Source organism: Burkholderia arboris, assembly GCF_902499125.1.
Taxonomy (GTDB): domain Bacteria; phylum Pseudomonadota; class Gammaproteobacteria; order Burkholderiales; family Burkholderiaceae; genus Burkholderia; species Burkholderia arboris.
The window spans coordinates 108,339-131,898 of the sequence record NZ_CABVPX010000012.1; the positions used below are offsets into that span (position 1 = coordinate 108,339).

At 68.7% G+C, this 23,560-nt stretch carries 21 protein-coding genes; 10 read left to right on the plus strand and 11 right to left on the minus strand.

The window, feature by feature from the left end:
• Positions 1-33: 33 nt before the first annotated feature.
• From dcd to apbC, 3 genes are all read right to left on the minus strand, one after another.
• Positions 34-603 carry a dCTP deaminase gene (gene dcd / locus BLA15945_RS16625; RefSeq protein WP_006398615.1) on the minus strand — a complete coding sequence of 190 codons (570 nt, stop codon included), beginning with the start codon at positions 601-603 and terminating at the stop codon, positions 34-36.
• Between the two features lie 112 nt (positions 604-715).
• Positions 716-1,252: a superoxide dismutase [Cu-Zn] gene (sodC, locus tag BLA15945_RS16630; protein WP_059233468.1), complete on the minus strand. Its 537-nt coding sequence runs from the start codon at positions 1,250-1,252 to the stop codon at positions 716-718.
• Between the two features lie 133 nt (positions 1,253-1,385).
• Positions 1,386-2,477: an iron-sulfur cluster carrier protein ApbC gene (gene apbC / locus BLA15945_RS16635; protein WP_059233467.1), complete on the minus strand. Its 1,092-nt coding sequence runs from the start codon at positions 2,475-2,477 to the stop codon at positions 1,386-1,388.
• A 348-nt stretch (positions 2,478-2,825) separates the two neighbouring features.
• Between apbC and BLA15945_RS16640 the strand changes: the two genes are divergently transcribed.
• Both BLA15945_RS16640 and metG read left to right on the plus strand, forming a co-directional pair.
• A complete protein-coding gene (locus tag BLA15945_RS16640) occupies positions 2,826-3,470 on the plus strand; it encodes an OmpA family protein (RefSeq protein WP_059233466.1) in 645 nt (214 codons plus the stop codon).
• Between the two features lie 376 nt (positions 3,471-3,846).
• Positions 3,847-6,003 carry a methionine--tRNA ligase gene (metG, locus tag BLA15945_RS16645; RefSeq protein ID WP_174992947.1) on the plus strand — a complete coding sequence of 719 codons (2,157 nt, stop codon included), beginning with the start codon at positions 3,847-3,849 and terminating at the stop codon, positions 6,001-6,003.
• Positions 6,004-6,121: 118 nt separating this feature from the next.
• Here the strand turns inward: metG and BLA15945_RS16650 are convergent, their stop codons facing one another.
• From BLA15945_RS16650 to BLA15945_RS16665, 4 genes are all read right to left on the minus strand, one after another.
• A complete protein-coding gene (locus tag BLA15945_RS16650; protein WP_174992948.1) occupies positions 6,122-7,138 on the minus strand; it encodes a methyltransferase in 1,017 nt (338 codons plus the stop codon).
• On the minus strand, positions 7,135-7,857 hold the full coding sequence (locus tag BLA15945_RS16655; RefSeq protein ID WP_174992949.1) for a hypothetical protein: 723 nt from the start codon (positions 7,855-7,857) through the stop codon (positions 7,135-7,137). Before BLA15945_RS16655 ends, BLA15945_RS16650 begins: the two co-directional genes overlap by 4 nt.
• 269 nt (positions 7,858-8,126) lie before the next feature.
• On the minus strand, positions 8,127-12,170 hold the full coding sequence (locus BLA15945_RS16660; protein WP_174992950.1) for a translocation/assembly module TamB domain-containing protein: 4,044 nt from the start codon (positions 12,168-12,170) through the stop codon (positions 8,127-8,129).
• 28 nt (positions 12,171-12,198) lie between these two features.
• Positions 12,199-14,013, minus strand: a complete 1,815-nt coding sequence (locus tag BLA15945_RS16665; RefSeq protein ID WP_059233461.1) for an autotransporter assembly complex protein TamA — start codon at positions 14,011-14,013, stop codon at positions 12,199-12,201.
• Between the two features lie 247 nt (positions 14,014-14,260).
• Between BLA15945_RS16665 and BLA15945_RS16670 the strand changes: the two genes are divergently transcribed.
• From BLA15945_RS16670 to panD, 4 genes are all read left to right on the plus strand, one after another.
• A complete protein-coding gene (locus BLA15945_RS16670) occupies positions 14,261-14,449 on the plus strand; it encodes a DUF3460 family protein (RefSeq protein ID WP_011352889.1) in 189 nt (62 codons plus the stop codon).
• Positions 14,450-14,453: 4 nt separating this feature from the next.
• Positions 14,454-15,326: a segregation and condensation protein A gene (locus BLA15945_RS16675; protein ID WP_059233460.1), complete on the plus strand. Its 873-nt coding sequence runs from the start codon at positions 14,454-14,456 to the stop codon at positions 15,324-15,326.
• A gap of 267 nt (positions 15,327-15,593) precedes the next feature.
• Positions 15,594-16,433: a pantoate--beta-alanine ligase gene (panC, locus tag BLA15945_RS16680; protein WP_059233459.1), complete on the plus strand. Its 840-nt coding sequence runs from the start codon at positions 15,594-15,596 to the stop codon at positions 16,431-16,433.
• A gap of 44 nt (positions 16,434-16,477) precedes the next feature.
• Positions 16,478-16,864 carry an aspartate 1-decarboxylase gene (gene panD / locus BLA15945_RS16685; protein ID WP_031398432.1) on the plus strand — a complete coding sequence of 129 codons (387 nt, stop codon included), beginning with the start codon at positions 16,478-16,480 and terminating at the stop codon, positions 16,862-16,864.
• A 94-nt stretch (positions 16,865-16,958) separates the two neighbouring features.
• Here panD and BLA15945_RS16690 read toward each other — a convergent pair whose 3' ends face one another.
• From BLA15945_RS16690 to BLA15945_RS16705, 4 genes are all read right to left on the minus strand, one after another.
• The gene (locus BLA15945_RS16690) at positions 16,959-17,627 is read right to left on the minus strand and encodes a ParA family protein (RefSeq protein ID WP_174992951.1); all 669 of its coding nucleotides are present in this window, start codon (positions 17,625-17,627) and stop codon (positions 16,959-16,961) included.
• A 137-nt stretch (positions 17,628-17,764) separates the two neighbouring features.
• A complete protein-coding gene (locus BLA15945_RS16695; RefSeq protein ID WP_174992952.1) occupies positions 17,765-18,178 on the minus strand; it encodes a DoxX family protein in 414 nt (137 codons plus the stop codon).
• A gap of 149 nt (positions 18,179-18,327) precedes the next feature.
• Positions 18,328-18,465 carry a hypothetical protein gene (locus BLA15945_RS16700; RefSeq protein ID WP_174992953.1) on the minus strand — a complete coding sequence of 46 codons (138 nt, stop codon included), beginning with the start codon at positions 18,463-18,465 and terminating at the stop codon, positions 18,328-18,330.
• Between the two features lie 82 nt (positions 18,466-18,547).
• Positions 18,548-20,050, minus strand: a complete 1,503-nt coding sequence (locus BLA15945_RS16705; RefSeq protein ID WP_059233456.1) for a cobyric acid synthase — start codon at positions 20,048-20,050, stop codon at positions 18,548-18,550.
• Positions 20,051-20,124: 74 nt separating this feature from the next.
• Here BLA15945_RS16705 and cobU point away from each other — a divergent pair, with 74 nt between their 5' ends.
• From cobU to BLA15945_RS16725, 4 genes are read left to right on the plus strand one after another with little or no spacing between them, the layout of a single operon-like run.
• Positions 20,125-20,679, plus strand: coding sequence for a bifunctional adenosylcobinamide kinase/adenosylcobinamide-phosphate guanylyltransferase (gene cobU / locus BLA15945_RS16710; RefSeq protein WP_059233455.1), 555 nt, complete (start codon positions 20,125-20,127; stop codon positions 20,677-20,679).
• Positions 20,673-21,617: an adenosylcobinamide-phosphate synthase CbiB gene (cbiB, locus tag BLA15945_RS16715; RefSeq protein WP_059233454.1), complete on the plus strand. Its 945-nt coding sequence runs from the start codon at positions 20,673-20,675 to the stop codon at positions 21,615-21,617. Before cobU ends, cbiB begins: the two co-directional genes overlap by 7 nt.
• Entirely contained in the window at positions 21,610-22,629 is a 1,020-nt protein-coding gene (gene cobD, locus BLA15945_RS16720; RefSeq protein WP_174992954.1) for a threonine-phosphate decarboxylase CobD, read from the plus strand. Before cbiB ends, cobD begins: the two co-directional genes overlap by 8 nt.
• The gene (locus tag BLA15945_RS16725) at positions 22,626-23,543 is read left to right on the plus strand and encodes a cobalamin-binding protein (protein ID WP_174992955.1); all 918 of its coding nucleotides are present in this window, start codon (positions 22,626-22,628) and stop codon (positions 23,541-23,543) included. The genes cobD and BLA15945_RS16725 overlap by 4 nt, the downstream gene beginning before the upstream one ends.
• The last annotated feature ends 17 nt before the right edge of the window (positions 23,544-23,560 follow it).

Here is a 23,560-nt window from a genome sequence, read left to right on the forward strand (position 1 = left end):
ACCCGGAAACTGGTGAGACGTTATGCAACCAGATCAGGTTTTCGGCAGCGTGACACCGCGCTGCCCCTGATACTTGCCGCCGCGATCGGCATACGACACGTCGCACACTTCGTCGCTCTCGAAGAAGAGCACCTGTGCGACGCCTTCGTTCGCGTAGATCTTCGCGGGCAGCGGCGTGGTATTCGAGAATTCCAGCGTGACGTAGCCTTCCCACTCGGGTTCGAACGGCGTCACGTTGACGATGATCCCGCAGCGCGCATAGGTCGACTTGCCGAGGCAGACGGTCAGCACGGTGCGCGGGATCCGGAAATATTCGACGGTGCGGGCCAGCGCGAACGAGTTCGGCGGGATGATGCACACGTCGCCCTTGAAATCGACAAACGAACCCTCGTCGAAGTTCTTCGGATCGACGATCGTCGAGTTGATGTTCGTGAAGATCTTGAATTCGTCTGCGCAGCGAATGTCGTAGCCGTAGCTCGACGTGCCGTAGCTGACGATCCGGCGGCCGTCCTCGGACGCGCGGACCTGATCGGGCACGAACGGCTCGATCATTTTGTGCTCTTCGGCCATGCGCCGAATCCATTTGTCGGACTTGATACTCATATCGGGGCGCCAGGAAACGCTGCGTGACAGTCAGGGAGGGCCGCTCGCGCAAGGCAGCGGCCGGGAAAGGCGGACATTTTACGCGATCATCGGCCGGCGCACGCGGCGGCCGTCAACGGATCACGCCGCAGGCCAGCGCAGGCCCCGCGCCATGGTGCGGAAACGCCGGGTCGCTCGGGTCGCGGTGCACCAGCGCCGCACGGCTCATCGCCGAGCGCACGCCATCGAGGGCCAGATCGGGCGCGACGATGAAGCCGGCCGCGACGCCGTTCGCATCCGCATGGATGTTGCCGAGATCGCCGGCGACGCGTGCGCCGGCGCGCAGCCGGTCGGCGGCCGGCGCGAACACCTGGCCGGCGCTCGAGCCGTCGCCCGCGTTGCAGTCGCCGCGCTCGTGCACTTGCAGCGCGTGGTCGCTGTTCGGCGGCAGGCCGACCAGGTTGTAGGTCACCTGCACGCCGTCCGGGCGCTCGACGAACGTCACCGCGCCGCGCGCCTGCGCGCCGACCGTCGGCTGCAGTTGTGCATCGGCCCGTTTTTCGTGCGACGAGGAAAAGGAGGTACAGCCGGCCAGCAGGCCCAGCGCGGCGGCGGCCAGCAGCGCGCGCTGCGCGCGGCCGGCGCGCACGCCGTGATGTCGTTGTTTCATTCGATCCTCATGCCGGCTGACGGCCGTTTGACACGGCGGCCGCGCCGGGCGGGTAAAGGGACCCGGGAAAAGTCGCCATGATACCGCGCCTCGCGGCGCCGTAAACAGCGTAAGGCCCCGCCCCGCAAGGGTTTTACGTATTTTGAACAACGATCGACGGGAACTTCGACGTCATGTCGCGCGATCGCTCGGCAATTGCCAGCGCGACGCCGCGCGCGATCTCGCGGTAGCGGCGCGCCAGCGCGCCGTCCGGATCGGCCGCCACCGTCGGCGTGCCGCTGTCGGCGCGCTCGCGGATCGCGATGTCGAGCGGCAGGCTGCCGAGCACGTTCACGTCGTAGTCCTTCGCCATCCGCTCGGCCCCGCCGGCGCCGAAGATGTGCTCTTCGTGGCCGCAGTTCGAACAGATGTGGATGCTCATGTTCTCGACGATGCCGAGGATCGGGATCCCGACCTTCTCGAACATCTTCAGGCCCTTCTTCGCGTCGAGCAGCGCGATGTCCTGCGGCGTCGTGACGATCACCGCGCCGGTGACGGGCACGCGCTGCGCGAGCGTGAGCTGGATGTCGCCGGTGCCGGGCGGCATGTCGACGATCAGGTAGTCGAGCTCGCGCCAGTTGGTCTGGCGCAGCAGCTGCTCGAGCGCGGAGGTCGCCATCGGGCCGCGCCACACCATCGGGTTGTCTTCCTCGATCAGGAAGCCGATCGAGTTCGCCTGCAGCCCGTGCCCGACGAGCGGGTTCATCGACTGGTTGTCCGGCGACTCGGGGCGCTGGCCGTGGATGCCGAGCATCGTCGGCAGCGACGGGCCGTAGATGTCCGCGTCGAGGATGCCGACCGACGCGCCTTCCGCGGCCAGCGCGAGCGCGAGGTTCACGGCCGTCGTGCTCTTGCCGACGCCGCCCTTGCCCGACGCGACCGCGACGATGTTCTTCACGTTCGGCAACAGCTTCACGCCACGCTGCACCGTGTGCGCAACGATGTCCTGCGACACCGCGACGCGTGCGTCGCGCACGCCCGGCACGGCCTGGAGCGCGGCGGCGACGCGCGCGCGCACGTCGTCGTGCTGGCTGCGCGCGGGGTAACCGAGCACCACGTCGAGCGTCACGACATCGCCGTCGATCGCGACGTTGCGCACGCCCTTGTTCGCCGCATACGGGCGGCCGGTATTGGGGTCGACGACTGCCGCCAGCGCGGCGTCGACTTGTGCCCGGTCAATGCTCATCGAAACTCCATGAAAACGTTTTTCTCGCGCGCAAACGTCAAAAAATATCAAATTACGCTGCGAAAATCGGGAAAAGTGAAAGAATCTGTTGCATGCCATTGCGCGAACGCGCGGCCCGGCGCACTCTTCGCGTGCGGCACGCTATAGGGCCAAATCGGCCACTAACCGCCTATATTGTAGAGGCTGACGCGTCGCGCTGTCTGAACAGCCACGCTGGCGGACAGGGCATGCGGCCGCCTCGGCGGCTGCCGCAAGCGCCGGGCGACCCTGCTTTTTCGGGTGGTCCGCGCAGGGAGCCGTAACTGTTGTCGTCGTTGTCGACTCGTTCAACCAAGAGAGGAATCCAAGATGAACATGAAAATCGCGACCCGCTTGTCCGTCTTCGCATTGGCCGGCGCACTGCTGGCAGGCTGCGCCACGCAGCAAGGCAACAACACGGCCGTCGGTACCGGCACGGGTGCGGCGCTGGGCGCAGGCATCGGCGCGCTGGCGGGTGGCGGCAAGGGCGCGGCGATCGGCGCAGGCGTCGGCGCACTGGTCGGTGGCGTGACGGGCTACAACTGGCAGGCGATCAAGAACAAGCTCGCGCCGTCGGCAGCGAAGACGGGCACGCAGGTCACCGAGCAGCCGGACGGCTCGCTGAAGCTGAACGTGCCGAGCTCGGTCACGTTCGCGACGAACCAGTACGCGATCACGCCGGCCTTCACGCCGCTGCTGAACGACCTGGCCACGACGCTGAACCAGAACCCGCAAGTCACGGCTTCGATCGTCGGCTACACCGACAGCACGGGCTCGGCGCAGCTGAACCAGACGCTGTCGCAGAACCGCGCGCAAAGCGTCGTGAACGCACTCGCCCAGCGCGGCGTGAACGGCGGCCGCCTGTCGGCCCAGGGCATGGGCCCGTCGAACCCGATCGCGGACAACGCGACCGAAGCCGGCCGCGCACAGAACCGCCGCGTCGAGATCTACCTGCGCGCAGCCCAGGCGCAGTAAGCGCACGACGAGGGGAATACGCGGGCGCGCTGCCCGCGGGGCCCCGCCGGACAAGGCTTCCGGCGGGCCCGGTAACGAATCGAAAAAATTTTCGAACTTCTGTCGCAGGCCGTGGTCAGTATTTACGGTACGTGGCTGGTGTTGCCGGCGCGTCACCATTCTCCTCTTGTCGTTGTTGCTCCGGGGCCGTATCCGCCCCGGTTTTTTTTGCCTGCAAAATGCGTGTTGCAACGCAGCACAACCTCGCCAGGCACGCTGCTTGCGCGGCCCCGCCCCTTCCGGCGCCCGGTCCGCGGCGCCGGCTCGCATCGCCGGCCCGCGCCCCTGCTAGAATCGCACTTTCCCGTTGTTTTTCCGCTGTTCCTCTACAGACCCTATGTCCGCATCCGACCTCACTTCCGTGCAGGCTGCGGCGCCGCAAGGCGGCCGCCAGATCCTCGTAACGTCCGCACTGCCCTATGCCAACGGGCAGATCCACATCGGCCACCTGGTCGAGTACATCCAGACCGACATCTGGGTGCGGACGCTGCGAATGCATGGCCATGAGGTCTACTACATCGGCGCCGACGACACGCACGGCACGCCGATCATGCTGCGCGCGGAGAAGGAAGGCCTGACCCCGAAGCAGTTGATCGATCGCGTGTGGACCGAACACAAGCGCGACTTCGACAGCTTCGGCGTGTCGTTCGACAATTTCTACTCGACCGACTCGGACGAGAACCGCGTGCTGAGCGAGAAGATCTACCTCGCGCTGCAGGACGCCGGCCTGATCGCCGAGCGCGAGATCGAGCAGGCGTACGATCCCGTCAAGGAAATGTTCCTGCCGGACCGCTTCATCAAGGGCGAGTGCCCGAAGTGCCACGCGAAGGATCAATACGGCGACAACTGCGAAGTGTGCGGCTCGACCTACCTGCCGACCGAACTGCTGAACCCGTACTCGGTCGTGTCAGGCGCGACGCCGGTGCGCAAGACCTCGAAGCACTACTTCTTCCGCCTGTCCGACCCGCGCTGCGAGTCGTTCCTGCGCGATTGGGTGAGCGGCCTCGCACAGCCCGAAGCAACCAACAAGATGCGCGAGTGGCTCGGCGATGCCGGCGAAGCCAAGCTCGCCGACTGGGACATCTCGCGCGACGCGCCGTACTTCGGCTTCGAGATCCCGGGCGCGCCCGGCAAGTACTTCTACGTGTGGCTCGACGCGCCGGTCGGCTACTACGCGAGCTTCAAGAACCTGTGCGACCGCAACGGCGTCGACTTCGACGCGTGGATCCGGCCGGGCTCGAAGGCCGAGCAGTACCACTTCATCGGCAAGGACATCCTGTACTTCCACACGCTGTTCTGGCCCGCGATGCTCGAGTTCTCGGGCCACCGCACGCCGACCAACGTGTTCGCGCACGGCTTCCTGACGGTCGACGGCGCGAAGATGTCGAAGTCGCGCGGCACGTTCATCACCGCGCAGAGCTATATCGACACGGGCCTGAACCCCGAGTGGCTGCGCTACTACTTCGCCGCGAAGCTGAACGCGACGATGGAAGACATCGACCTGAACCTCGACGATTTCCAGGCGCGCGTGAACAGCGATCTCGTCGGCAAGTACGTGAACATCGCGAGCCGCGCGGCGGGCTTCCTGATCAAGCGTTTCGACGGCCGCGTGCAGGACAGCGCGATGAATCACCCGCTCGTCGCGAAGCTGCGCGATGCGATTCCGCAGATCGCCGCGAACTACGAAGCACGCGAGTACGGCCGCGCGCTGCGCCACACGATGGAACTCGCGGATGAAGTGAACGCGTACGTCGATGGCGCAAAGCCGTGGGATCTCGCGAAGGATCCGGCCAACGCGGTCGCGCTGCACGAGACCTGCAGCGTGAGCCTCGAGTCGTTCCGTCTGCTGTCGCTCGCACTGAAGCCGGTGATGCCGCGTGTCGCCGAAGCGGTCGAGGCGTTCTTCGGGATCGCGCCGCTCGCATGGGCCGACGCCGCGAAGCCGCTGTCGTCGGAGCAGCCGATCAAGGCTTACCAGCACCTGATGACGCGCGTCGATCCGAAGCAGATCGAAGCGCTGCTCGCCGCGAACCGCGATTCGCTGCAGGCCGAGGCAACCGGCGCGGCCGCCGCGGGCGCCAATGCCGCGAAGGACGCGAAGAACAATGCCAAGGCGAACGCGAAGCAGGCGGTCGTGAACGGCGCCGACGACGCGCCGATCTCGATCGACGATTTCGCGAAGATCGACCTGCGCATCGCGAAAATCGTCGCGTGCCAGGCCGTCGAGGGCTCGGACAAGCTGCTGCAGCTCACGCTCGACGTCGGCGAGGAAAAGACCCGCAACGTGTTCTCGGGCATCAAGTCCGCTTACCAGCCCGAGCAACTCGTCGGCAAGCTGACGGTGATGGTTGCGAACCTCGCGCCGCGCAAGATGAAGTTCGGCCTGTCCGAAGGGATGGTGCTCGCCGCATCGGCCACCGACGAGAAGGCGGAACCGGGCCTCTACATCCTCGAGCCGCACAGCGGCGCGAAGCCCGGCATGCGCGTGAAGTAAGCCGCACGCGCTGCTGGCGAAGAAAAAGCCCCGCACGATTCGTGCGGGGCTTTTTCATGTCTGCGTGTCGCCAGGTTCGTGCACCGCCTCTCCGCGACAAGCGCCCTTACCGGCATCGTCACGGCTTACGGCCCGTCACGAGGCTATGATCGCCGAAACTCGGCACGGTTTCGATCGACACGAATCCGGCGTCCGCGAGCAGCGCTTCGAGCTCGCGCGCCGAGTACTGCTCGCCCTGTGTCCACCCGAGCATCATCAGGCTGTATGCGGGTGCCGCGAGCGGGCCACGCTTGTCGTCGCGGTAAAGCACTTCGTGCAGCACGATGCGGCCGCGAGGCGGCAACGCGTCGAAGCTCTTGCGGGCGAGGAACGCGTTGCGCCCGGCTGGCCAGTCGTGAAAGATATTCGAATAGAAATGCAGGTCGGCGTCCGGAAACGGATCGCACCACATGTCGCCGGGATGCAGGGTCACCCGCGCCTGCCACGGCGGCGCGGCAACGAAGTGCGCGGCCAGTTCGCACCCGGTCGGCAGATCGAAAAGCGTCGCGCGCAACGCCGGCCATGTCGCCAGCGCCCCCTTGATGTGCGCGCCGGAACCCCCGCCGATGTCGAGCATGTGCCGATGCGCGCCGAGATCGATGCGCGTCGGCCACACGGGCGCATGCGACGCGCTCAGGCTTTCCATCGCACGCATGAAGCGCAACCCGAGTTCCACCTGCTGCTCATGCGTGCGGAAGATGTCCGCATCGCCGTACGCGCATGGCGCGTCGCGTCGCAACGCGGCCTCGAGCCCGGCCACCGAGAACGTCTCGGCGTTGTCGTACATCAGGTCCCAGAACGCGCCGAAGTACGTCGGACTCCGTTCAAGCAGCAGGTCCTCGCCGAGCGACGTCAGCGCATAGCGATTGGCGTCGCACTGCACGAAACCCAGCGCAACCGCGAGATTCGCCAGCGCCTCGGTCGGCCGGCGCGCGAGCCCGAGCGCATCGCCGAGTGCGGCGACGGTCGCAGGCCCCTCGTCGAGGTGGCGAAACAGGCCGAGCCGGTGCGCGATCAGCATCGCGGGTCCGACGAACAGGCCGCGGGCGATATCGTATGCGGCGCGGTCGTCGTGACGCGGCAGCGCGGCACTCATGGCAGGCTCCGCGCAACCGGCACGATATCGGCCCCAGCCGCGGCCATATCGATCTGCGTCGCCGCTTCGTGCGTCCACGCGGCAAACGCACGGAACACACGATCGACAAGCGCGATGCAGCGCGCGCGGCTGTCGCCGCCCAGCGCGATCGACGCCAGTTCCGCGTGCTCGCCGTTCTGCAGGTGGCCCGACTCGAGTGCGAAATGAAACGCCCCGAGGTAACGCAGCTCGCGCCCCGTCTGCGCACGCACCTGCGCGGCCACATGCGTCGTCAGCGAAAACAGCACGTTGCCGGTTTCCTCGATCGCTTCGATGACGGCAAGGCGCTCGACGCCGTCCGCGTCGCCGACGATCGCGCACAGCTCGTACATCAGCAGACGGCTACGATGGGTGTGCTCGCTCCACAGCATGCGCAGCGTATCGATCAGCGTCGTCGCATCGTTCCAGCCCAGCGTCTCGACATCCTCGAGAAACCACGGCCAGTGATGATCGTCCTCGCGCGTATGCGCGTTCACGCGCGCCTGGTACGCGTCGGCCGGCGGCTCCGCACGCAGCACGTAGCGATTCAGGTCGCCGAACGCCATCACGAAGAACATGAAGCCGCGCACGAACTCGAGCCGCACGAGCGGCGGCAGGCGATCGTCGCGCAGCCGGTCGAACAGCGGAAGATTTTCGTAGTCCTCTCTGTTCCGCCTCACATGAGCCAGTACCGCTTTCATCGGCGTGCTCCTGCGTGACGCCATCGACGCAGACGTGACGCGTCCGGCCGGCCGCGCGCCCGCCGATCATGCCGCTTCCGAGCCCATTGCGTATCGTTGACGAAATCGAAACGCCCGCGCGTATTGCGTCGAACGCCCGCTCGGCGCCGGTCACGCGAACGTGATCAATCTAGAATGATTTGAACGATTGTCAAGGATAGGTGCACAAACCGCACGCAGCGGAATCAATCGGCGCGGCGCGCCACACCTGTCGCGCGCCGCGGCCGCCGTCACCGTTGACTGAACCACCGGTCGAAGCGCCGCGTGTAGTTCAGGTCGACGCCCTGGAACGTGCCGCCGTACGCGGACACCGACCAGAAGCGCGTCAGGTTGATCGTCGCCTTGAACGCGTTGGCCGCCGATTGCAGCCCCTGCTCGAAGCCGAGCACGAACCGCTCGTTGATCGCCTTCGACACCAGCACGACCTGCGGATCGGTCAGGCCGACTTCGCTGCGGCCGACCGACACCTCGTCGAGACCGAAGGTCTGCGCGACGCGCTTGCCGGTCACGCTGCCGAGCAGCCCGAGCGCCGCGGTCATCGCACCCTGCTGGCCGACGTTGTTGCCCTGGTCGGTGCCGTGCCCGAACAGCAGCCACGACAGCTTTTCGTTGTCCGTGACGTTCGGCTCCGACACGAGCTTGACCGTCAGCGACTGGATCGTGCCCGTCACCTGCACGCCGGCCTCGACCTCCTGGTTGCGCCGCATCGCGAGGATGTTGACGCCCGGGTTCGACACGGGGCCGTTGAACGTGAAGAAGCCGTTCTCGATCGCGAGCTTGCGGCCGAACGACGTATACGTCGACCCTTCGGTCACGCGCACGTTGCCGACCGCGCGCAGCGGCACGCCCGGCGCGCTCATCACGGTGATCGTGCCGCGCAGCCCGAGATCCGCGCCGTGGCCCTTGAAGCGGAAGTTGTTGCCGAGGCCGATGTCGATGTTCGCGCGCGGCGCGAGCGACGGCGCCGGCTTGTCCTCGACCGGCTTCGGCTTCGCGACCGCGGTGCCCGTCGGCGTCTCGCCGCGCACCGTGCCGTCCGGCTGCACGATCACGACGTCGTCGGACAGGTGCGGCGCCGATTGCTCGGGCAGGTCGAACAGCGCGCGATCGACGACGAACTTGCCGTCGATCGACAACGCACCGCGCGGCCCGTCGTTCGCGACAGTCGCCTTGCCCGACAGCGACAGCTTGCGGTCCGGCGCCGCGAACAGCTCGAGCTTGTCCGCGACGATGCTCGCGGTCAGGTCGGGCGCCTCGCCGTCGAGGCGCACGCGGCCGAGCGCGCGCAGCGTGCCGTCGCCGCCGTGGAACTCGACTTGCTGGAATTCGACGAGGTTGTCCGACAGCTTCACGCGCACGATGCCGTCCTTCAACTGCACGCCCTGGTCGATGAGCGTCGCGGACAGATCGTCGCCCGTCAGCATCCCCGACAGGTTCGGCTTCACCGGCGTGCCGGCGACCGTCAGCTTCAGCGCCGCGCGTCCGCCGAGCAGGTAGCTCGGCCCGAACAGGTTGCCGGTCGTCTTCAGCGCGGGGATATCGGCGTCGATGCGGCCCGACAGCGGGCCGTCGTTGACGACGCCGAACACGCCGTCGCGCAGCGCGAACGGCACCGTGACGTTGGCGTCGAGCGTGCCGATCCGGCTCGCCTTCGCGAGCGCCGTCACGTTGAGCCGGTTGCCGGGCGTGAAGTTCGCGCGCGCCGACAGGTCGGTCAGCCCGAGCGACGCGATGCCGCGCCCGCTTTCGATCGTGACGTCGCCGCCGCGGCGCTTCACCTGCACGTAACCCGTCGCGTTCGCGCCGAGCGAGAAATCCCAGTCGGCATCGAGCACGACGTCGGTCCGCACCGGCGGCCGCTGGCCGGTCAGCTCCTGACGAACCTCGAGGAAACGTGCGACCGACGCGCCGCTCACCGAACCGGCCGAGCGCATCTGGCCGTGATCGAACACGAACGACTTCAGGTCGATCGCCGCGCCTTCGAGCGTGAGCCGCGTCGCGCCGAGCGTGACGCGACCGGCGCCGGCCGATACCGTCAGCGGCGCCTGCAGTGCAAGCGCCGGTGTGCCGCGGTTCGCGAGGCGCGTGACGGTACCGTCCCAGCGCATCCCGTCGCGATTCTCGACCACGCCGCCGTTCGCCGCGAGCGTCAGGTCGATCACGCGGCCGCCGGCCATCCCGAGCGCCGATGCATCGAGCGTGTGCTTCGCGCGCGTGCCGTCGAGGTTCGCGCGCAGCGATTTCAGCTTCAGCGAACCGAGTGCGATATCGGACGCGTCGGCCGTGAACACGAGCGCGCCGTGCGCGCCGTCGCGGATGTCCGCGCGGCCCTGTGCCGTACCGATCCGGTTCGAGCCGACGACGACGTGCTCGGCCTTGTAGGTAGCCGTCACGTTCGGATGCGCGAAGCTGCCGGTCAGGTCGCCCTGCGCCTGCACGAGCCCTTCGACGCCGAAACCGAGCCGGTCGAGCTGCGGCGCGTCGACGACGAAGCGCAATCGGTCGCCGGGCGCGCCGAAGCTGCCGCGCAGGTCGACGTGGTTGCCGGCGATCGACAGGGTCGCATTGCTCGGCAGGATCCGCGAGCCGGCGAGTTGCACGACGCCGGCACCGGTCAGCGGCACGCCGTCGTACAGGCTGTCGCCGAGCTTGAACGTCGCCTTGGTCGACACCTGCGGCGCGAACGCGCCCGATGCCGTCAACGTGCCCGACACGCGCGTCTCGCCGCGCGTGGCCGATGCCTTGGCCGCCTTGGCGGGTGCCTTGCCGCCGCCGGCCTTCGGCGCACTCAGCGCGGCGAGCAGCAGCGGATCGAACGTCGTCAGCGTGGCCTTCGCGTCGTAGCTCGAATGCGCGTCGTGACGGAACACGCCCGTCAGGTCGATGCGGCCCTTGCCTGCCGTCACGCGCGCGTCGGTCAGCACGGTCTGTTGCGGCGTCAGCGCGACTTTCGCGCGCGCGCCCAGCGCAAGCTTCGGGTCGTTCAGGTTGAAGTCGACGGTCGTCACGTCGCCCGCGAGCGTCACACCGAGCGGGCCGCCGAGGCGCATCGGCCGGAGTTCGGCAACGAACGCGTTCAGGTCGAGGTTCGCGACCTTCAGGTCGAAGCGGCCCTTGCCGCCCTTCAACGTGCCGTTGCCCGTCACGCTGCCGTCGCGGATCAGTTTCAACGCGAGATCGTCGATCCGCTGCGCGTGCGCGTCGAGAAGCACGCTCGCATGCGCGTCGATCACCGGCAGCAGATGGTCGCCGAGCGTGCCGGGCTTGGCGTTGACGATCGACACAGGGCCCGTCACCGCGAAACCCTTCGCCGGCGCGGAGCCGGCCGGCGCGGTCACCGGCGCGAGTTCCGCCCGCACCGCGAGATCGGCCATCGGTGCGCCGGGTGAAAGCGCCTGCGGGTTCACGTGGTCGAACGCGAGCGACGCGCGCGTGAGCGGCACCGCGCCGAACGGCGCGGCCTCGACGTGTGCGCGTCCGTTCAGCTTCATCCCGCTCGCATTGACGTCGGCGACGAGCGCCTCGAGCGAGCCCGACACGCGCGCCCGCGCGTCGACCGGCTCGTCGGACAGCTTGCCCGCGTAGGTGGCTTCGCCCGTCAGCGCGAACGGCTTTACCCCGTCGAGCTTCGCGCGCGCGGTCAGCGCGCCGTACGGCGTATCGACGCCGTCGAGCACGAGTTCATGGTGACGGCCGTCGCTGCGGCCGTTCAGCGCGATATGGTCGAGCTGCGTCGTCGACCCGCCATCGTGGATTGCCAGGTGATCGACGCGCAGGTCGTCGATGCGCAACTGCAGCGGCAGGCTCAGGTCCTGCGGCGTCGTACTCGGCGTCGATGGACCCGGCGGGATGCGCACGTCGATCGTGCCGGCGCGAAGATAGGCAATGGACAGCCGCCACGGCGCGCGGGTCAGCGCCCAGCGGCCGTCGAGCCGGTCGATGCGGATTTCGGTGCCGGTGCCGTCGGGGCTCGTCCACGCGAACCCGCGCAACCGCACGCCGGTCGCGAGCGAGCCGCCTTCGAGCGTACCCGCGAGCCGCGCGCCGAGCACGTGCCCGGCCACTTGCCACGCGAGCCGCGTGCCGCGCTCGGTCATCACCGCGCCCGCCACGAGCCCCGCTGCCAGCACGACGAGCAGCACGACCGTCGCGAGCGTCCACGCGACGACGCGCACCGCGCGGCCGCGGCGCGGCGCGCGCGGCGGCGTATCGGGCGCGCCGTCGGGCGAGTCCGGATCGTGAGGCGGCGGCGTGTCGTTCGGGTCCTTCGTCATGCGGTTCGTCGTCGAGGAAGCGGTACGGTCAGAATGCGATGCCGAGCGTCAGGTACGGGCGCACGCTATGGTTGCGCAACCCGTATGCGACGTCGACGTTGATCGGGCCGACGGGGCTGCGCCAGCGCGCGCCGACGCCGACGCCCGGGTAAAACACGCGCTCGCCCCACGCATCGGTCGCGGTGCCGATATCGAAGAACGTCGCGGCGCCCCAGTCACGGTTGAACCAGTGCTGGTACTCGGCCGTGCCCGTCATCAGGTACTTGGTCGGCAGCACCGAGCCGTCGACGCTGTTGCCGATGCTCTGGTAGCCGTAGCCGCGCACCGAATTCGAGCCGCCCGCGCGGAACAGCAGCGACGCGGGCACGCCGGTCGAGCTGCCGCCCGTGAACACGCCGCCGAGCTCCGCGCGGAACACGAACAGGTCGCGCTTGCCGACCGGCAGGTACTGCTGGCCGCGCGCGTAGCCGCGAACGAAGGTCTGGTCGGTCAGCACGCCCTTGACCGCGAAGCCGGCCTCCGCGTGAATCAGGTTGCCCGAGCGCGGGAACAGCGGATCGTCGACGTTGCGGCGCGTCCATGCCCATTGCGGCACGAGTGCGCGGCTCGTGGTCGGCCCGGCGCCGTTCTGGTCGAGCCGGTCCTGGTAGTACATCAGCGAATACGAATAGTCGATGAACTGGCCGGTGCGCGTGCGCTGCGCGCCGATCCGCGCGCTGTAGATGCGCGTATCCGACACGTTGGTGTTCGTGTACGACGCGAGCACGCTGTTGGTCCAGCCCTTCTCGCCCGGCGGCATCGACAGCTGGACCTGCCCGTACTGCTGGATCTGGTCGAGCCGGCCCGACACGGTCAGCGGCCACGCGGCGCCGAACGTGTCGAGATACGTATAGGAGCCCTGCACGTGCGGCCCGGTGTCGGTGGCAAAGCCCACGCCGCCACGGATGTTGTTGTACGGGAACTCGCTGACCTTCACGTGCACGGGCGTGCGCTCGGGCTTCGCCGGATCGTCGCCGACGTCGATCGCGACGCTCGCGTAGTACGGCGTGTTCTGCAACTGCCGCTGCAATTCGGCGATCCGCTGCACGTCGTAGATCTCGCCTTCCGATAGCGGATTGACGTTCGTGACGATCTTCTCCGGATAGCGACGCACTCCATCGACATCGACCTTGCCGATCGTAAACGTCGGGCCGCTGTCGAACGTCACCGCGAGCGTGGCGCGCTGCGTGCGCGGATCGATGCGCGCCTCGGACGACACGATCTTCGCGCCGATGTAGCGGCGCGCCTGCAGTTGCCTGAGCGCCGCGCCCTTCGCGCCGTCCCAGTCGGCCTGCGTGAACGGGTCGCCCGGCTTCAGCGAGAACGCGAAACGGGTCGCGGCCTCCTGCTTCGGATCCTCGGTGTCGACGGGCCCCTTGAACGTCAGGTCGACCGTCGACACGACGGTCTGCTTGCCGGGATCGACCGCGATGCGCACGTCGCGCTTGCCGTCGCGCGTACGCACGTCGGTGCGCACGACCGGCGAGAAGTAGCCGGCCGTCGCGGTCAGGTCGCGCACCTGCTGCGGCGTGGCGGTCACGAGGAAGTCGAACTGGTCGTCGCTGATGTCGTCGCGCTTCGCGAAGCGCGCGATATCGAGATGCGTCTTGAGGAGCTTGCGGATCGAGCGCGGCGCGTCGATGTCGACGTCGTACTTCGCATGGGCCGGCAGCGCGAAGAACGCGACGAGGCAACCCGCCAGGGTCGTCCGCGCGACACGGGCCGCGGCGCCGGCGCGATCGCGTACTGCGCGCGGGCCCGCGTCGTGCGCCGTGTGTGCTTGCTGGTTCGACTGCCCCGCCAAATATGACCTCGCCGTCCTGGATTGTTACGGTTTCGTGGAAAACCCTGTATTTGACCACAGGGCGCGGACGCCAAAGCCAAACGAATGTGAAAGAGTGCTAGGTCCGGCACGACCGCCGCACGATGCCTGTCGGCACCGGCCCGCGGTTTCGACGCGCGATTGGCGCCGGCTGTTCCCCGCGATGCGGTAAAATCCCGCCATCGCGAATCCGGCGCATCGTGCGCCGCCCGAAACGGAAGATCCAGCCATGCCGTACCAGTCCGACGTCACGCAGTTCCTGAACCAGCTCAAGCAGCAGAAGCCGACGCTCGAAGATGAGCAGCGCAAGGGCCGTTCCCTGCTGTGGGACAAGCAGCCGATCGACCTCGAAGAGCGCGCCGAGCAGCAGGAATCGCGCGTGAAGCAAACGTCGTACGTCTACTACCAGAACTTCTGACGACGTGAGCGCCGCCGACGAGGCCAGCGCCGCCCGGCAGGACGACGCGATCGCCGCGCCCGCGGGCGCCGATTCGACGCCCGACACGGTCGACGGTGTCGCGGCGTTCGCTCGCCTGTACGGCGAGCCGCTCTTCAAGCTGCCGCAGGATCTGTACATTCCGCCCGACGCGCTCGAGATCTTCCTCGAGACGTTCGAAGGCCCGCTCGACCTGCTGCTGTACCTGATCCGCAAGCAGAACTTCAACGTGCTCGACATCCCGATGGCGCAGGTCACCGCGCAATATCTGGGCTACGTCGACCAGATCCGCACGTCGAACCTCGAGCTGGCGGCCGAGTACCTGCTGATGGCCGCGATGCTGATCGAGATCAAGTCGCGCATGCTGCTGCCGGTCAAGAAGGCCGACACCGGCGAGGAAGCGGAAGATCCTCGTGCCGAACTCGTGCGCCGGCTGCTCGAATACGAGCAGATGAAGCTTGCCGCGCAGCGGCTCGACCAGTTGCCGCAGCTCGGCCGCGATTTCCTGCGCGCCGAGGTGTACATCGAGCAAAGCGTCACGCCGCGCTTTCCCGACGTGAATTCGGACGACCTGCGCGGCGCGTGGGCCGACGTGCTCAAGCGCGCGAAGCTCGTCCAGCACCACAAGATCTCCCGCGAGGAGCTGTCGGTGCGCGAACACATGAGCCTGATCCTGCGCCGGCTGCAGAACGCACGCTTCATGGAGTTCGCCGACCTGTTCGACACGTCGCGCGGCGTGCCGGTCGTCGTCGTGAACTTCATCGCGATGCTCGAGCTCGCGCGCGAATCGCTCCTCGAGATCACGCAGGCCGAGCCGTTCGCGCCGATCTACGTGCGCCTCGCGTACCTGCCCGCGTAACGCCCGCCCCGCCGCTTCCCGTTCCCCGCTTCATCCCGGCGCTCGCCGCTTCGCCGTCTCGCCGCGGCGGCTGGCCGTCCCGCGGGTTTCCGGCACGCCCGACTAAAAAGTGAACGATCGTTCTTTTATCGATGCGTCCGGCGGCCAAATCCTCTACAATCCGCCGACGCCCGATGCGCCGCCCGCGCGCCGGCGTTCTCCGCTTCGACCCCGACGCCGCTGCTGCGGCGCCAACGCGCGCCTGCGCGAGGAACCCGCTACCCGATCATGAAAGTCATCAGCTCGATCCATGAACTGCGCGACCAGCTGCGCGGACAGAACCGCACGGCGTTCGTGCCGACGATGGGCAACCTGCACGAAGGGCACCTGTCGCTGATGCGTCTCGCGCGCCAGCACGGCGACCCGGTCGTGGCGAGCATCTTCGTCAACCGGCTGCAGTTCGGCCCGAACGAGGATTTCGACAAGTATCCGCGCACGCTGCAGGACGATATCGAGAAGCTGCAGAAGGAAAACGTGTACGTGCTGTTCGCGCCGACCGAGCGCGACATGTACCCGGAACCGCAGGAATACCGCGTGCTGCCGCCGGACGATCTCGGCGGCATCCTCGAAGGCGAATTCCGGCCGGGCTTCTTCACCGGCGTGTGCACGGTCGTGTCGAAGCTGATGGCCTGCGTGCAGCCGCGCGTCGCCGTGTTCGGCAAGAAGGATTACCAGCAGCTGATGATCGTGCGCCGCATGTGCCAGCAGCTCGCGCTGCCGGTCGACATCATCGCCGCCGAAACCGTGCGCGACGAGGACGGCCTCGCGCTGTCGTCGCGCAACCGCTACCTGTCCACCGACGAGCGCAAGGAAGCGCCCGAACTCGCGAAGACGCTGCAGCGCATGCGCGAAAGCGTGCTCGGCGGCGAGCGCGACCTCGGCAAGCTCGAGCAACAGGCCCGCACGCACCTGGCCGAGCGCGGCTGGGCGCCCGACTACCTGTCGATCCGCCGCCGCGCGAACCTGATCGCGCCGAGCGCCGCCGAACTCGAAGCCGGCGAGCCGCTCGTCGTGCTCGCGGCCGCGAAGCTCGGCGCGACGCGCCTCATCGACAACCTGGAAATCTGACGGGCGGCCCGCCCGCGCCTCTCACGACGCATCACGGAGACACCATGCAGCGCCACATGCTCAAATCGAAGATCCACCGCGCGGCGGTCACGCACTGCGAACTGCACTACGAAGGTTCGTGCGCGATCGACGAAGACCTGCTCGAAGCCTCGAACATCGTCGAAAACGAACGGATCGACATCTGGAACATCAACAACGGCGAGCGTTTCTCGACGTACGCGATCAAGGGCGAGCGCGGCAGCGGGATGATCTCGCTGAACGGCTCGGCCGCGCGCCGTGCGCAGCTCGGCGACCTCGTGATCATCGCGGCATTCGCGATGGTCGACGAAGCCGAACTGCAGGCCGGCTGGAAGCCGAAGCTCGTGTTCATCGACGACGGCAACAAGATCAAGGGCCACCGCGATCACGTGCCGACGCAGAACTGGACGTAATCCGGCCGCCGTTCATGCGCAAAGGGCCGGATCCCGTAATGCACGGGATCCGGCCCTTCTCATTTCGCCCCGCGCACGCGCGGCGGCTGCACGCTCAGGACGCCTTGGCGACCTTCTCGGCCTTGTCCGCCTTCGGCGCACGGCGTTCGGCCCATTCGACGATCGGCCGCCACTGTTCGAGATCCTTCTCGACGCGGCTCTTCGCGACGTCCCACAGCGTCAGGCCATGCGCGGCGATCTGCACGTAGTTCTGCGTGTCGCGCACGTAGCCGAGCACCGGCAGGCCGAGCCCTTCGACGAAGCGGTGCAGCTGGTCGGACGAACGCGTGCGCGCATCGACCCGCATCCCGACGATCCCGACCTCGACGCTGCCCTTGCGCACGGCCTTCTCGCCGGCCAGGCGCTCCAGAAACTGCTGGGTCGCGAGAATATCGAACATCGACGGCTGCAGCGGCACGATCACCTTGTCGGCCAGTTGCAGCGCGAGGTTGAGGCGGGTGCCATGCAGGCCGGCCGGCGTATCGATCACCGCGTATTCGAGGCCGCGCGGCGGCTTCGACGGCGCGTCCGGGTCGAGATCCCATGCCTCGATCGGCGGCAAGCCAGCCGGCCGCAGGTCGAGCCACGCATGCGCGGATTGCTGCCGGTCCAGGTCGGCCAGCGCGACCCAGGCGCCCTGCGCCGCGAAATAGCCGGCAAGATTGGTGGACAGCGTGCTCTTCCCCACGCCGCCCTTCGGATTCGCCACCACGATCACCGTCATGAATTCCCCCGAAAAAGCCGCGCGGCGCCGGCCGCATGGCTGGCGCCGCTCGATTGCGGATACAGGGAGCGATGATATCGGCAAACGGGGTGTCACCGGAACGGGTTGCGCCGATCCGGACGCCGCTTTCGCCCGCCTTACACGCGCTGGACCGAGGCCTCCCGCGCACCGATCGCGAATGCGCCGCCACCCAGCAGGGCCTGCACGGCCAGCGTGACGGCCCAGAACGCCGGATATTCCCAGCCGCCGTTCGGCGACGAGAAGCTCCAGCCGTTCGGCAGATGTGCGGCGGTCGCGCCGAGCATGAACGGCAGCAGCACGAGCGCGGCGACGCGCACGCGGAAGCCCGCGAGCAGCGCGAGGCCGCCCGCCAGCTCGACGAGCGTCGTCAGGTACGCGAGCCAGCCCGGCAGGCCGATCGACGCGAAGAACTGCGCGGTGCCGGGCAGCGTGAAGACGAACACCTTCTGTGCGACGTGCGCGAGATACAACACGCCGAGCGCGACACGCAACAGCGTCGCGGCGAAATCGTTCAGGTGATTGGCGTTCATGGCGGATTCCTTCGTGAGTGGATGACAATGGATCGCACTCTATTCGAATCATTTCAGCCGATAAACACGCCAATACGCTTTAACTGATTCCCGACAAGAACGAATAGCGCCAAAAAAAGGGCATGACCGATCATGCCCGTTGCGATGCTTCAGTAACCGCTCTTGCCTTGTGTGGCGTCGCCGGAGCCGGACTGGCCGCCCGGCGCGTACGAATCGCACGCGTGCGCAACCGCCGACGCGCCCAGCAGCGCCGCGAGCAGCACGCTCCACCACCATCGAGCCTTCATCGTCGCACTCCTCCAGGCGGACCTCCGCCCTCCTCTGTTGTACGCGATCGGGCGGAAAAAGCGAGCACGAACCGCCGTGGCCTCAACGGAACTCGGCGTACAGCGCGTCGAGGTCGAGATGGTCGGCGAACGTGTCGGCCAGCCGCTCGAGCGATGCCTCGCGCAGCGCCGGATAGTCGAGCCGTTCCGCGCCGTCGAGACCGGCCCATGCGAGCAGCGCCGCGCAGGCGTCAGGCGCGTCGAACAGCCCGTGCACGTAGGTCGCGAGGATCTGGCCGTCGGCGGAAACCGCCCCGTCGGGACGCGCGCCGCCCTGCGCATCGTCGGCTGCCAGCATCAGCGCGGGCGCCGCGAGCGCGGGCCCGCGCGTGTCGCCCATGTGGATCTCGTAGCCGCGCACGGCGGCCCCGCCCGGCAGCGCGACGTGCCCCGTGACGTTCTTCAGCGTCTTGTCGGGCTGCAGTGTCGTGTCGAAATCGAGCAGCGCGAGCCCCGGCACGCTGCCGGGCGCGCCTTCGAGGCCGAGCGGATCGTCGAGCGTGCGGCCGAGCATCTGCATCCCGCCGCAGATGCCGATCACCTTGCCGCCGTAGCGCAGGTGGCGACGGATCACCGCATCCCAGCCCGCATCGCGCAGCCACGCGAGATCGCGCTGCACGCTCTTCGACCCGGGCAGGATCAGCAGGTCGGCGTCCGGCACGGGGCCGCTCTTCCAGTACGTGAATTCGACCTGCGGATGCGCGCGCAGCGGATCGAAATCCGTGTGATTGCTGATGCGCGGCAGCGCGGGCACGACGACGCGCAGCACGCCGGCGTCGCCGCGCGCGGCGGCGCTGCGCGCCTGCGCGGGCAGCATGTCTTCCGCGTCGAGCAGGAGCCCGTGCAGGTACGGCAGCACGCCGAACACGGGCTTGCCCGTCTGCGCGCGCAGCCAGTCGAGCCCCGGTTCGAGCAGCCCGATGTCGCCACGGAAGCGGTTGATCACGAAGCCGCGCACGCGTGCGCGTTCGCTGTCCGACAGACATGCGAGCGTGCCGACCAGATGCGCAAACACGCCGCCGCGGTCGATGTCGGCGACGAGCACGACCGGGCAGTCGACGCGCTCGGCAAACCCCATGTTCGCGATGTCGCCTTCGCGCAGGTTGATCTCGGCCGGGCTGCCCGCGCCTTCGACGATCACCGTGTCGTAACCGGCACGCAGGCGCGCATACGATTCGAGCACCGCATCGAACGCGACCGGCTTGTAGTCGTGATATGCACGTGCGTCGAGGTTCATGCGCGCCTTGCCGTGAATGATCACCTGCGCGCCGCGGTCGCTCGTCGGCTTCAGCAGCACGGGGTTGAAATCCGTATGCGGCGCGACACCCGCGGCCAGTGCCTGCAGCGCCTGTGCGCGGCCGATCTCGCCGCCGTCGGACGTCACCGCGCTGTTGAGCGCCATGTTCTGCGGCTTGAACGGCGCCACGCGCGCACCGGCACGGTGCGCGAGGCGGCACAGGCCCGCGACGAGCGTGCTCTTGCCCGCGTCGGACGTCGTGCCCTGGATCATCAGCGTGCCGCGCGGCCGCGGCTCGGGTGCATTCATCGTGTGAAGGTCGTTGCGAAGCAAAGGCCGCATTATCGCCCGCGACGGGTCGCCCGCGCCGTTACAATCACGCGATGATTCCGCACGACCTCACCTTCGTCCTCGGCGGCGCGCGCTCGGGCAAGAGCGCGCATGCCGAGCGGCTCGCCGCCGACAGCGGCCGCCCCGTCACCTACATCGCGACCGCGACCGCCGCCGATGCCGAATTCGCGCAGCGCATCGCGCATCACCGCGCGCGCCGGCCGGCCGACTGGGGCTTCGCCGAGGCACCCGTCGACCTCGCGGGCACGCTCGCGCGGCTCGACGATCCGCACGCGTGCCTGCTCGTCGATTGCCTGACGCTGTGGCTCACGAACCTGCTGTGCCCGGCCGACGGCGCACCGCTCGACGATGCGCAGTACGCGGCGCAGGTCGAGCGGCTCGAGCAAGCATTGCGCGGCGCACGCGCGAAGGTGATCGTCGTCAGCAACGAGATCGGGCTCGGCGTCGTGCCGCTCGGGTCGGTCACGCGCCGTTACGTCGACGAGCTCGGGCGCCTGAACCAGCGCGTCGCTGCGCTCGCGACGCGCGTGACGCTGCTCGTCGCCGGGCTGCCGCTCGACCTGAAGGCCGGAGCGCCGTCATGCTGATGCTGTCGCTGCCCGTCGTCGCGATGCTCGCGGTCGCGGCCGCGATCGTCGACCGCGCGCTCGGCGAACCGGCCGGCTGGCATCCGCTCGTCGCGTTCGGCCGCCTCGCCGCACGCATCGAAGGCGCACTGAACACCGGCCGGCGCGGCCGCATGGTCGGCGTCGCCGCGTGGATCGCGGCCGTCGTGCCGCCGGTGGCCGTCGCGGCCTGGCTCGTCTCCGTGCTGCCTTGGCCGCTCGCGGCTGCGCTGCACGTCGCGCTGCTGTGGTTCGCGCTCGGCGCGAAGAGCCTCGGCGAGCATATCGCGCCGATCGCCGCCGCGCTGCTGCGGCACGATCTCGCGGCCGCCCGCACGCTGACCGCGCGCATCGTGTCGCGCGATACGAGCGACGCCGACGAAGGCGCGTTGTCGCGCGCGGCCGTCGAATCGGCGCTCGAGAACGGCAACGATGCGATCTTCGGCGCGCTGTTCTGGTTCGTCGTTGCCGGTGGTCCCGGCGCGCTGCTGTTCCGGCTCGCGAACACGCTCGACGCGATGTGGGGCTACCGCACGCCGCGTTTCCTGACCTTCGGCTGGGCCGCCGCGCGCCTCGACGATGCACTGAACTGGATACCCGCGCGCCTCACGGCCGCGAGCTACGCGCTGCTCGGCGACACGGCCGCCGCCTGGCGCTGCTGGCGCACGCAGGCGCGCCACTGGGACAGCCCGAACGCGGGCCCGGTGATGGCCGCGGGCGCCGGCAGTCTGAACGTGCAGCTCGGCGGCCCGGCCGTCTATCACGGCGAAATCGAGGATCGTCCGGCGCTCGGCACCGGCGCATCGGCCACCGCCCTCCACATCGTCGCCGCGCTGTCGCTCGTCACGCGCACGCTTGCCCTGTGGCTCGCGCTGCTGGTCGCGAGCGGCGCACTCGCCATGGCCACCCATCATGTCTGATACACGCATCGCGCACGGCGGCAACCTGCACGAAGCCGCGCGCCGCCACGGCATTCCGTACGACGCTTGGCTCGACCTGTCGACCGGCATCAATCCGGTCGGCTATCCGGTGCCGCCCGTCCCGGCCGACGCCTGGCGCCGGCTGCCCGACGACGGCGACGGCCTCGCGGCCTGCGCCGCGCAGTATTACCACGCGCCCGATCCCGCACACGTGCTGCCGGTCGCCGGCAGCCAGGCCGCGATCCGCGCGTTGCCCGCGTTGCTGCCGGCCGGTGACGCCGGCGTCGCAGCGCTCGCGTACGGCGAATACGCGCCCGCGTTCGCGCGCCACGGCCATCGCGTCGTGCCGCTCGACATCGGCACCGACATGCTGCCAGCGACGCTGCGCCACGTCATCGTCGGGAATCCGAATAATCCGACCGCCGAATTCGTGCCGGCTGCGCGCCTGCTCGGCTGGCATGCGCAACTCGCGACGCGCGGCGGCACGCTGATCGTCGACGAGGCGTTCGCCGATACCGGCGCGCCGCAGTCGCTCGCGCCGCAGGTCAATCGCCCGGGGCTGGTCGTGCTGCGCTCGGTCGGCAAGTTCTACGGGCTCGCCGGCATCCGCGCGGGCTTCGTGCTCGCGTGCCCCGACCGGATCGCCGCGTTGCGCGACATGCTCGGCGCGTGGACAGTCGGCGGTCCGGCACGTCACGCGGTGATGGCGGCGTTCGCCGATCGCGCGTGGCAAGCGGCCGCCCGCGAGCGCCTCGCGACCGACGGCGAACGTATGGCGGCCTTGCTGCGCACACATGGCTTCGCGGTTCACGCGACGCCGCTCTTCAGCTGGACCGACGACCCGCGCGCTGCGGCTTTGCATGCGGCACTCGCGACACGCGGGATCTGGACGCGGTACTTCCCGGCACCGTCGAGCGTACGCGTCGGCCTGCCGGGCAGCGAAGCCGAATGGCAGCGCCTCGGCGACGCGCTCGCCCATTGCGTGCCGCTGCTGCACCAGGAATCCGCATGACTCCGCGCACGTTTCGCGGATTCGCTCCGGCCGCGATGGTGGCCGCGCTCGCTTACGCGCCGCTTGTCCACGCCGATGTGTCGACGCGCGACGACGCCGGCAATCCGGTCACGCTGCCCGCGCCCGCGCAACGCGTCATCAGTCTCGCACCGCACGCGACCGAACTTGTCTACGCGGCCGGCGGCGGCGCGAAGCTCGTCGGCACCGTCACGTACAGCGACTATCCGCCCGCCGCGCAGGCCGTGCCGCGCGTCGGCGACAACAAGGCGCTCGACCTCGAACGGATCGCCGCGCTGAAGCCCGACCTGATCGTCGTCTGGCGGCACGGCAACGCCGAGCGGCAAACCGACGCGCTGCGCGCGCTGCACATCCCGCTGTTCTTCAGTGAACCGAAACATCTCGACGACGTGTCGTCGTCGCTGCGCCGGCTCGGCACGCTGCTCGGCACGCAACCGGCGGCCGATGCGGCCGCGGCCGCGTTGACGCACGACATCGGCTCGCTACGCGCACGCTACGCGGCGCGTCCGCCCGTCACGATGTTCTTCCAGGTGTGGGACCGGCCGCTGATGACGCTCAACGGCGCCCACCTGATCAACGAAGTGATCGAACTATGCGGCGGCCGCAACGTGTTCGCGTCGCTCAAGCCGCTCGTGCCGACCGTCACCGACGAGGCCGTGCTCGCGGCGAATCCGGAAGCGATCGTGACGACGAGCGCCGGTGCAACCCGTTCGAACGAGCCGCTGCCGAGCCTCGCGCGCTGGCGCGCATGGCCCGCGCTGACGGCCGTGACGCGCAACAACCTGTTCGCGATCGACGGCGATCTGCTGACGCGGCCATCGCCGCGGATCGCGCAGGGTGCGGCCGCGCTGTGCGAGGACCTCGATGCCGCGCGAACCCGGCGGCCGGCGCGCTGAGTCCCGGCGACTTGCGC

Excerpts from the sequence above, each read along its gene's own strand:
- BLA15945_RS16705 (WP_059233456.1), bottom strand. The coding sequence starts at position 20,050 with ATGAATGCACCCGAGCCGCGGCCGCGCGGCACGCTGATGATCCAGGGC.
- BLA15945_RS16660 (WP_174992950.1), bottom strand. The coding sequence starts at position 12,170 with ATGACGAAGGACCCGAACGACACGCCGCCGCCTCACGATCCGGACTCG.
- sodC (WP_059233468.1), bottom strand. The coding sequence starts at position 1,252 with ATGAAACAACGACATCACGGCGTGCGCGCCGGCCGCGCGCAGCGCGCG.
- BLA15945_RS16640 (WP_059233466.1), top strand. The coding sequence starts at position 2,826 with ATGAACATGAAAATCGCGACCCGCTTGTCCGTCTTCGCATTGGCCGGC.
- BLA15945_RS16695 (WP_174992952.1), bottom strand. The coding sequence starts at position 18,178 with ATGAACGCCAATCACCTGAACGATTTCGCCGCGACGCTGTTGCGTGTC.
- BLA15945_RS16670 (WP_011352889.1), top strand. The coding sequence starts at position 14,261 with ATGCCGTACCAGTCCGACGTCACGCAGTTCCTGAACCAGCTCAAGCAG.
- apbC (WP_059233467.1), bottom strand. The coding sequence starts at position 2,477 with ATGAGCATTGACCGGGCACAAGTCGACGCCGCGCTGGCGGCAGTCGTC.
- BLA15945_RS16725 (WP_174992955.1), top strand. The coding sequence starts at position 22,626 with ATGACTCCGCGCACGTTTCGCGGATTCGCTCCGGCCGCGATGGTGGCC.
- cobD (WP_174992954.1), top strand. The coding sequence starts at position 21,610 with ATGTCTGATACACGCATCGCGCACGGCGGCAACCTGCACGAAGCCGCG.
- BLA15945_RS16650 (WP_174992948.1), bottom strand. The coding sequence starts at position 7,138 with ATGAGTGCCGCGCTGCCGCGTCACGACGACCGCGCCGCATACGATATC.
- cbiB (WP_059233454.1), top strand. The coding sequence starts at position 20,673 with ATGCTGATGCTGTCGCTGCCCGTCGTCGCGATGCTCGCGGTCGCGGCC.
- metG (WP_174992947.1), top strand. The coding sequence starts at position 3,847 with ATGTCCGCATCCGACCTCACTTCCGTGCAGGCTGCGGCGCCGCAAGGC.
- panC (WP_059233459.1), top strand. The coding sequence starts at position 15,594 with ATGAAAGTCATCAGCTCGATCCATGAACTGCGCGACCAGCTGCGCGGA.
- BLA15945_RS16655 (WP_174992949.1), bottom strand. The coding sequence starts at position 7,857 with ATGAAAGCGGTACTGGCTCATGTGAGGCGGAACAGAGAGGACTACGAA.
- dcd (WP_006398615.1), bottom strand. The coding sequence starts at position 603 with ATGAGTATCAAGTCCGACAAATGGATTCGGCGCATGGCCGAAGAGCAC.
- panD (WP_031398432.1), top strand. The coding sequence starts at position 16,478 with ATGCAGCGCCACATGCTCAAATCGAAGATCCACCGCGCGGCGGTCACG.
- BLA15945_RS16700 (WP_174992953.1), bottom strand. The coding sequence starts at position 18,465 with ATGAAGGCTCGATGGTGGTGGAGCGTGCTGCTCGCGGCGCTGCTGGGC.
- BLA15945_RS16690 (WP_174992951.1), bottom strand. The coding sequence starts at position 17,627 with ATGACGGTGATCGTGGTGGCGAATCCGAAGGGCGGCGTGGGGAAGAGC.
- cobU (WP_059233455.1), top strand. The coding sequence starts at position 20,125 with ATGATTCCGCACGACCTCACCTTCGTCCTCGGCGGCGCGCGCTCGGGC.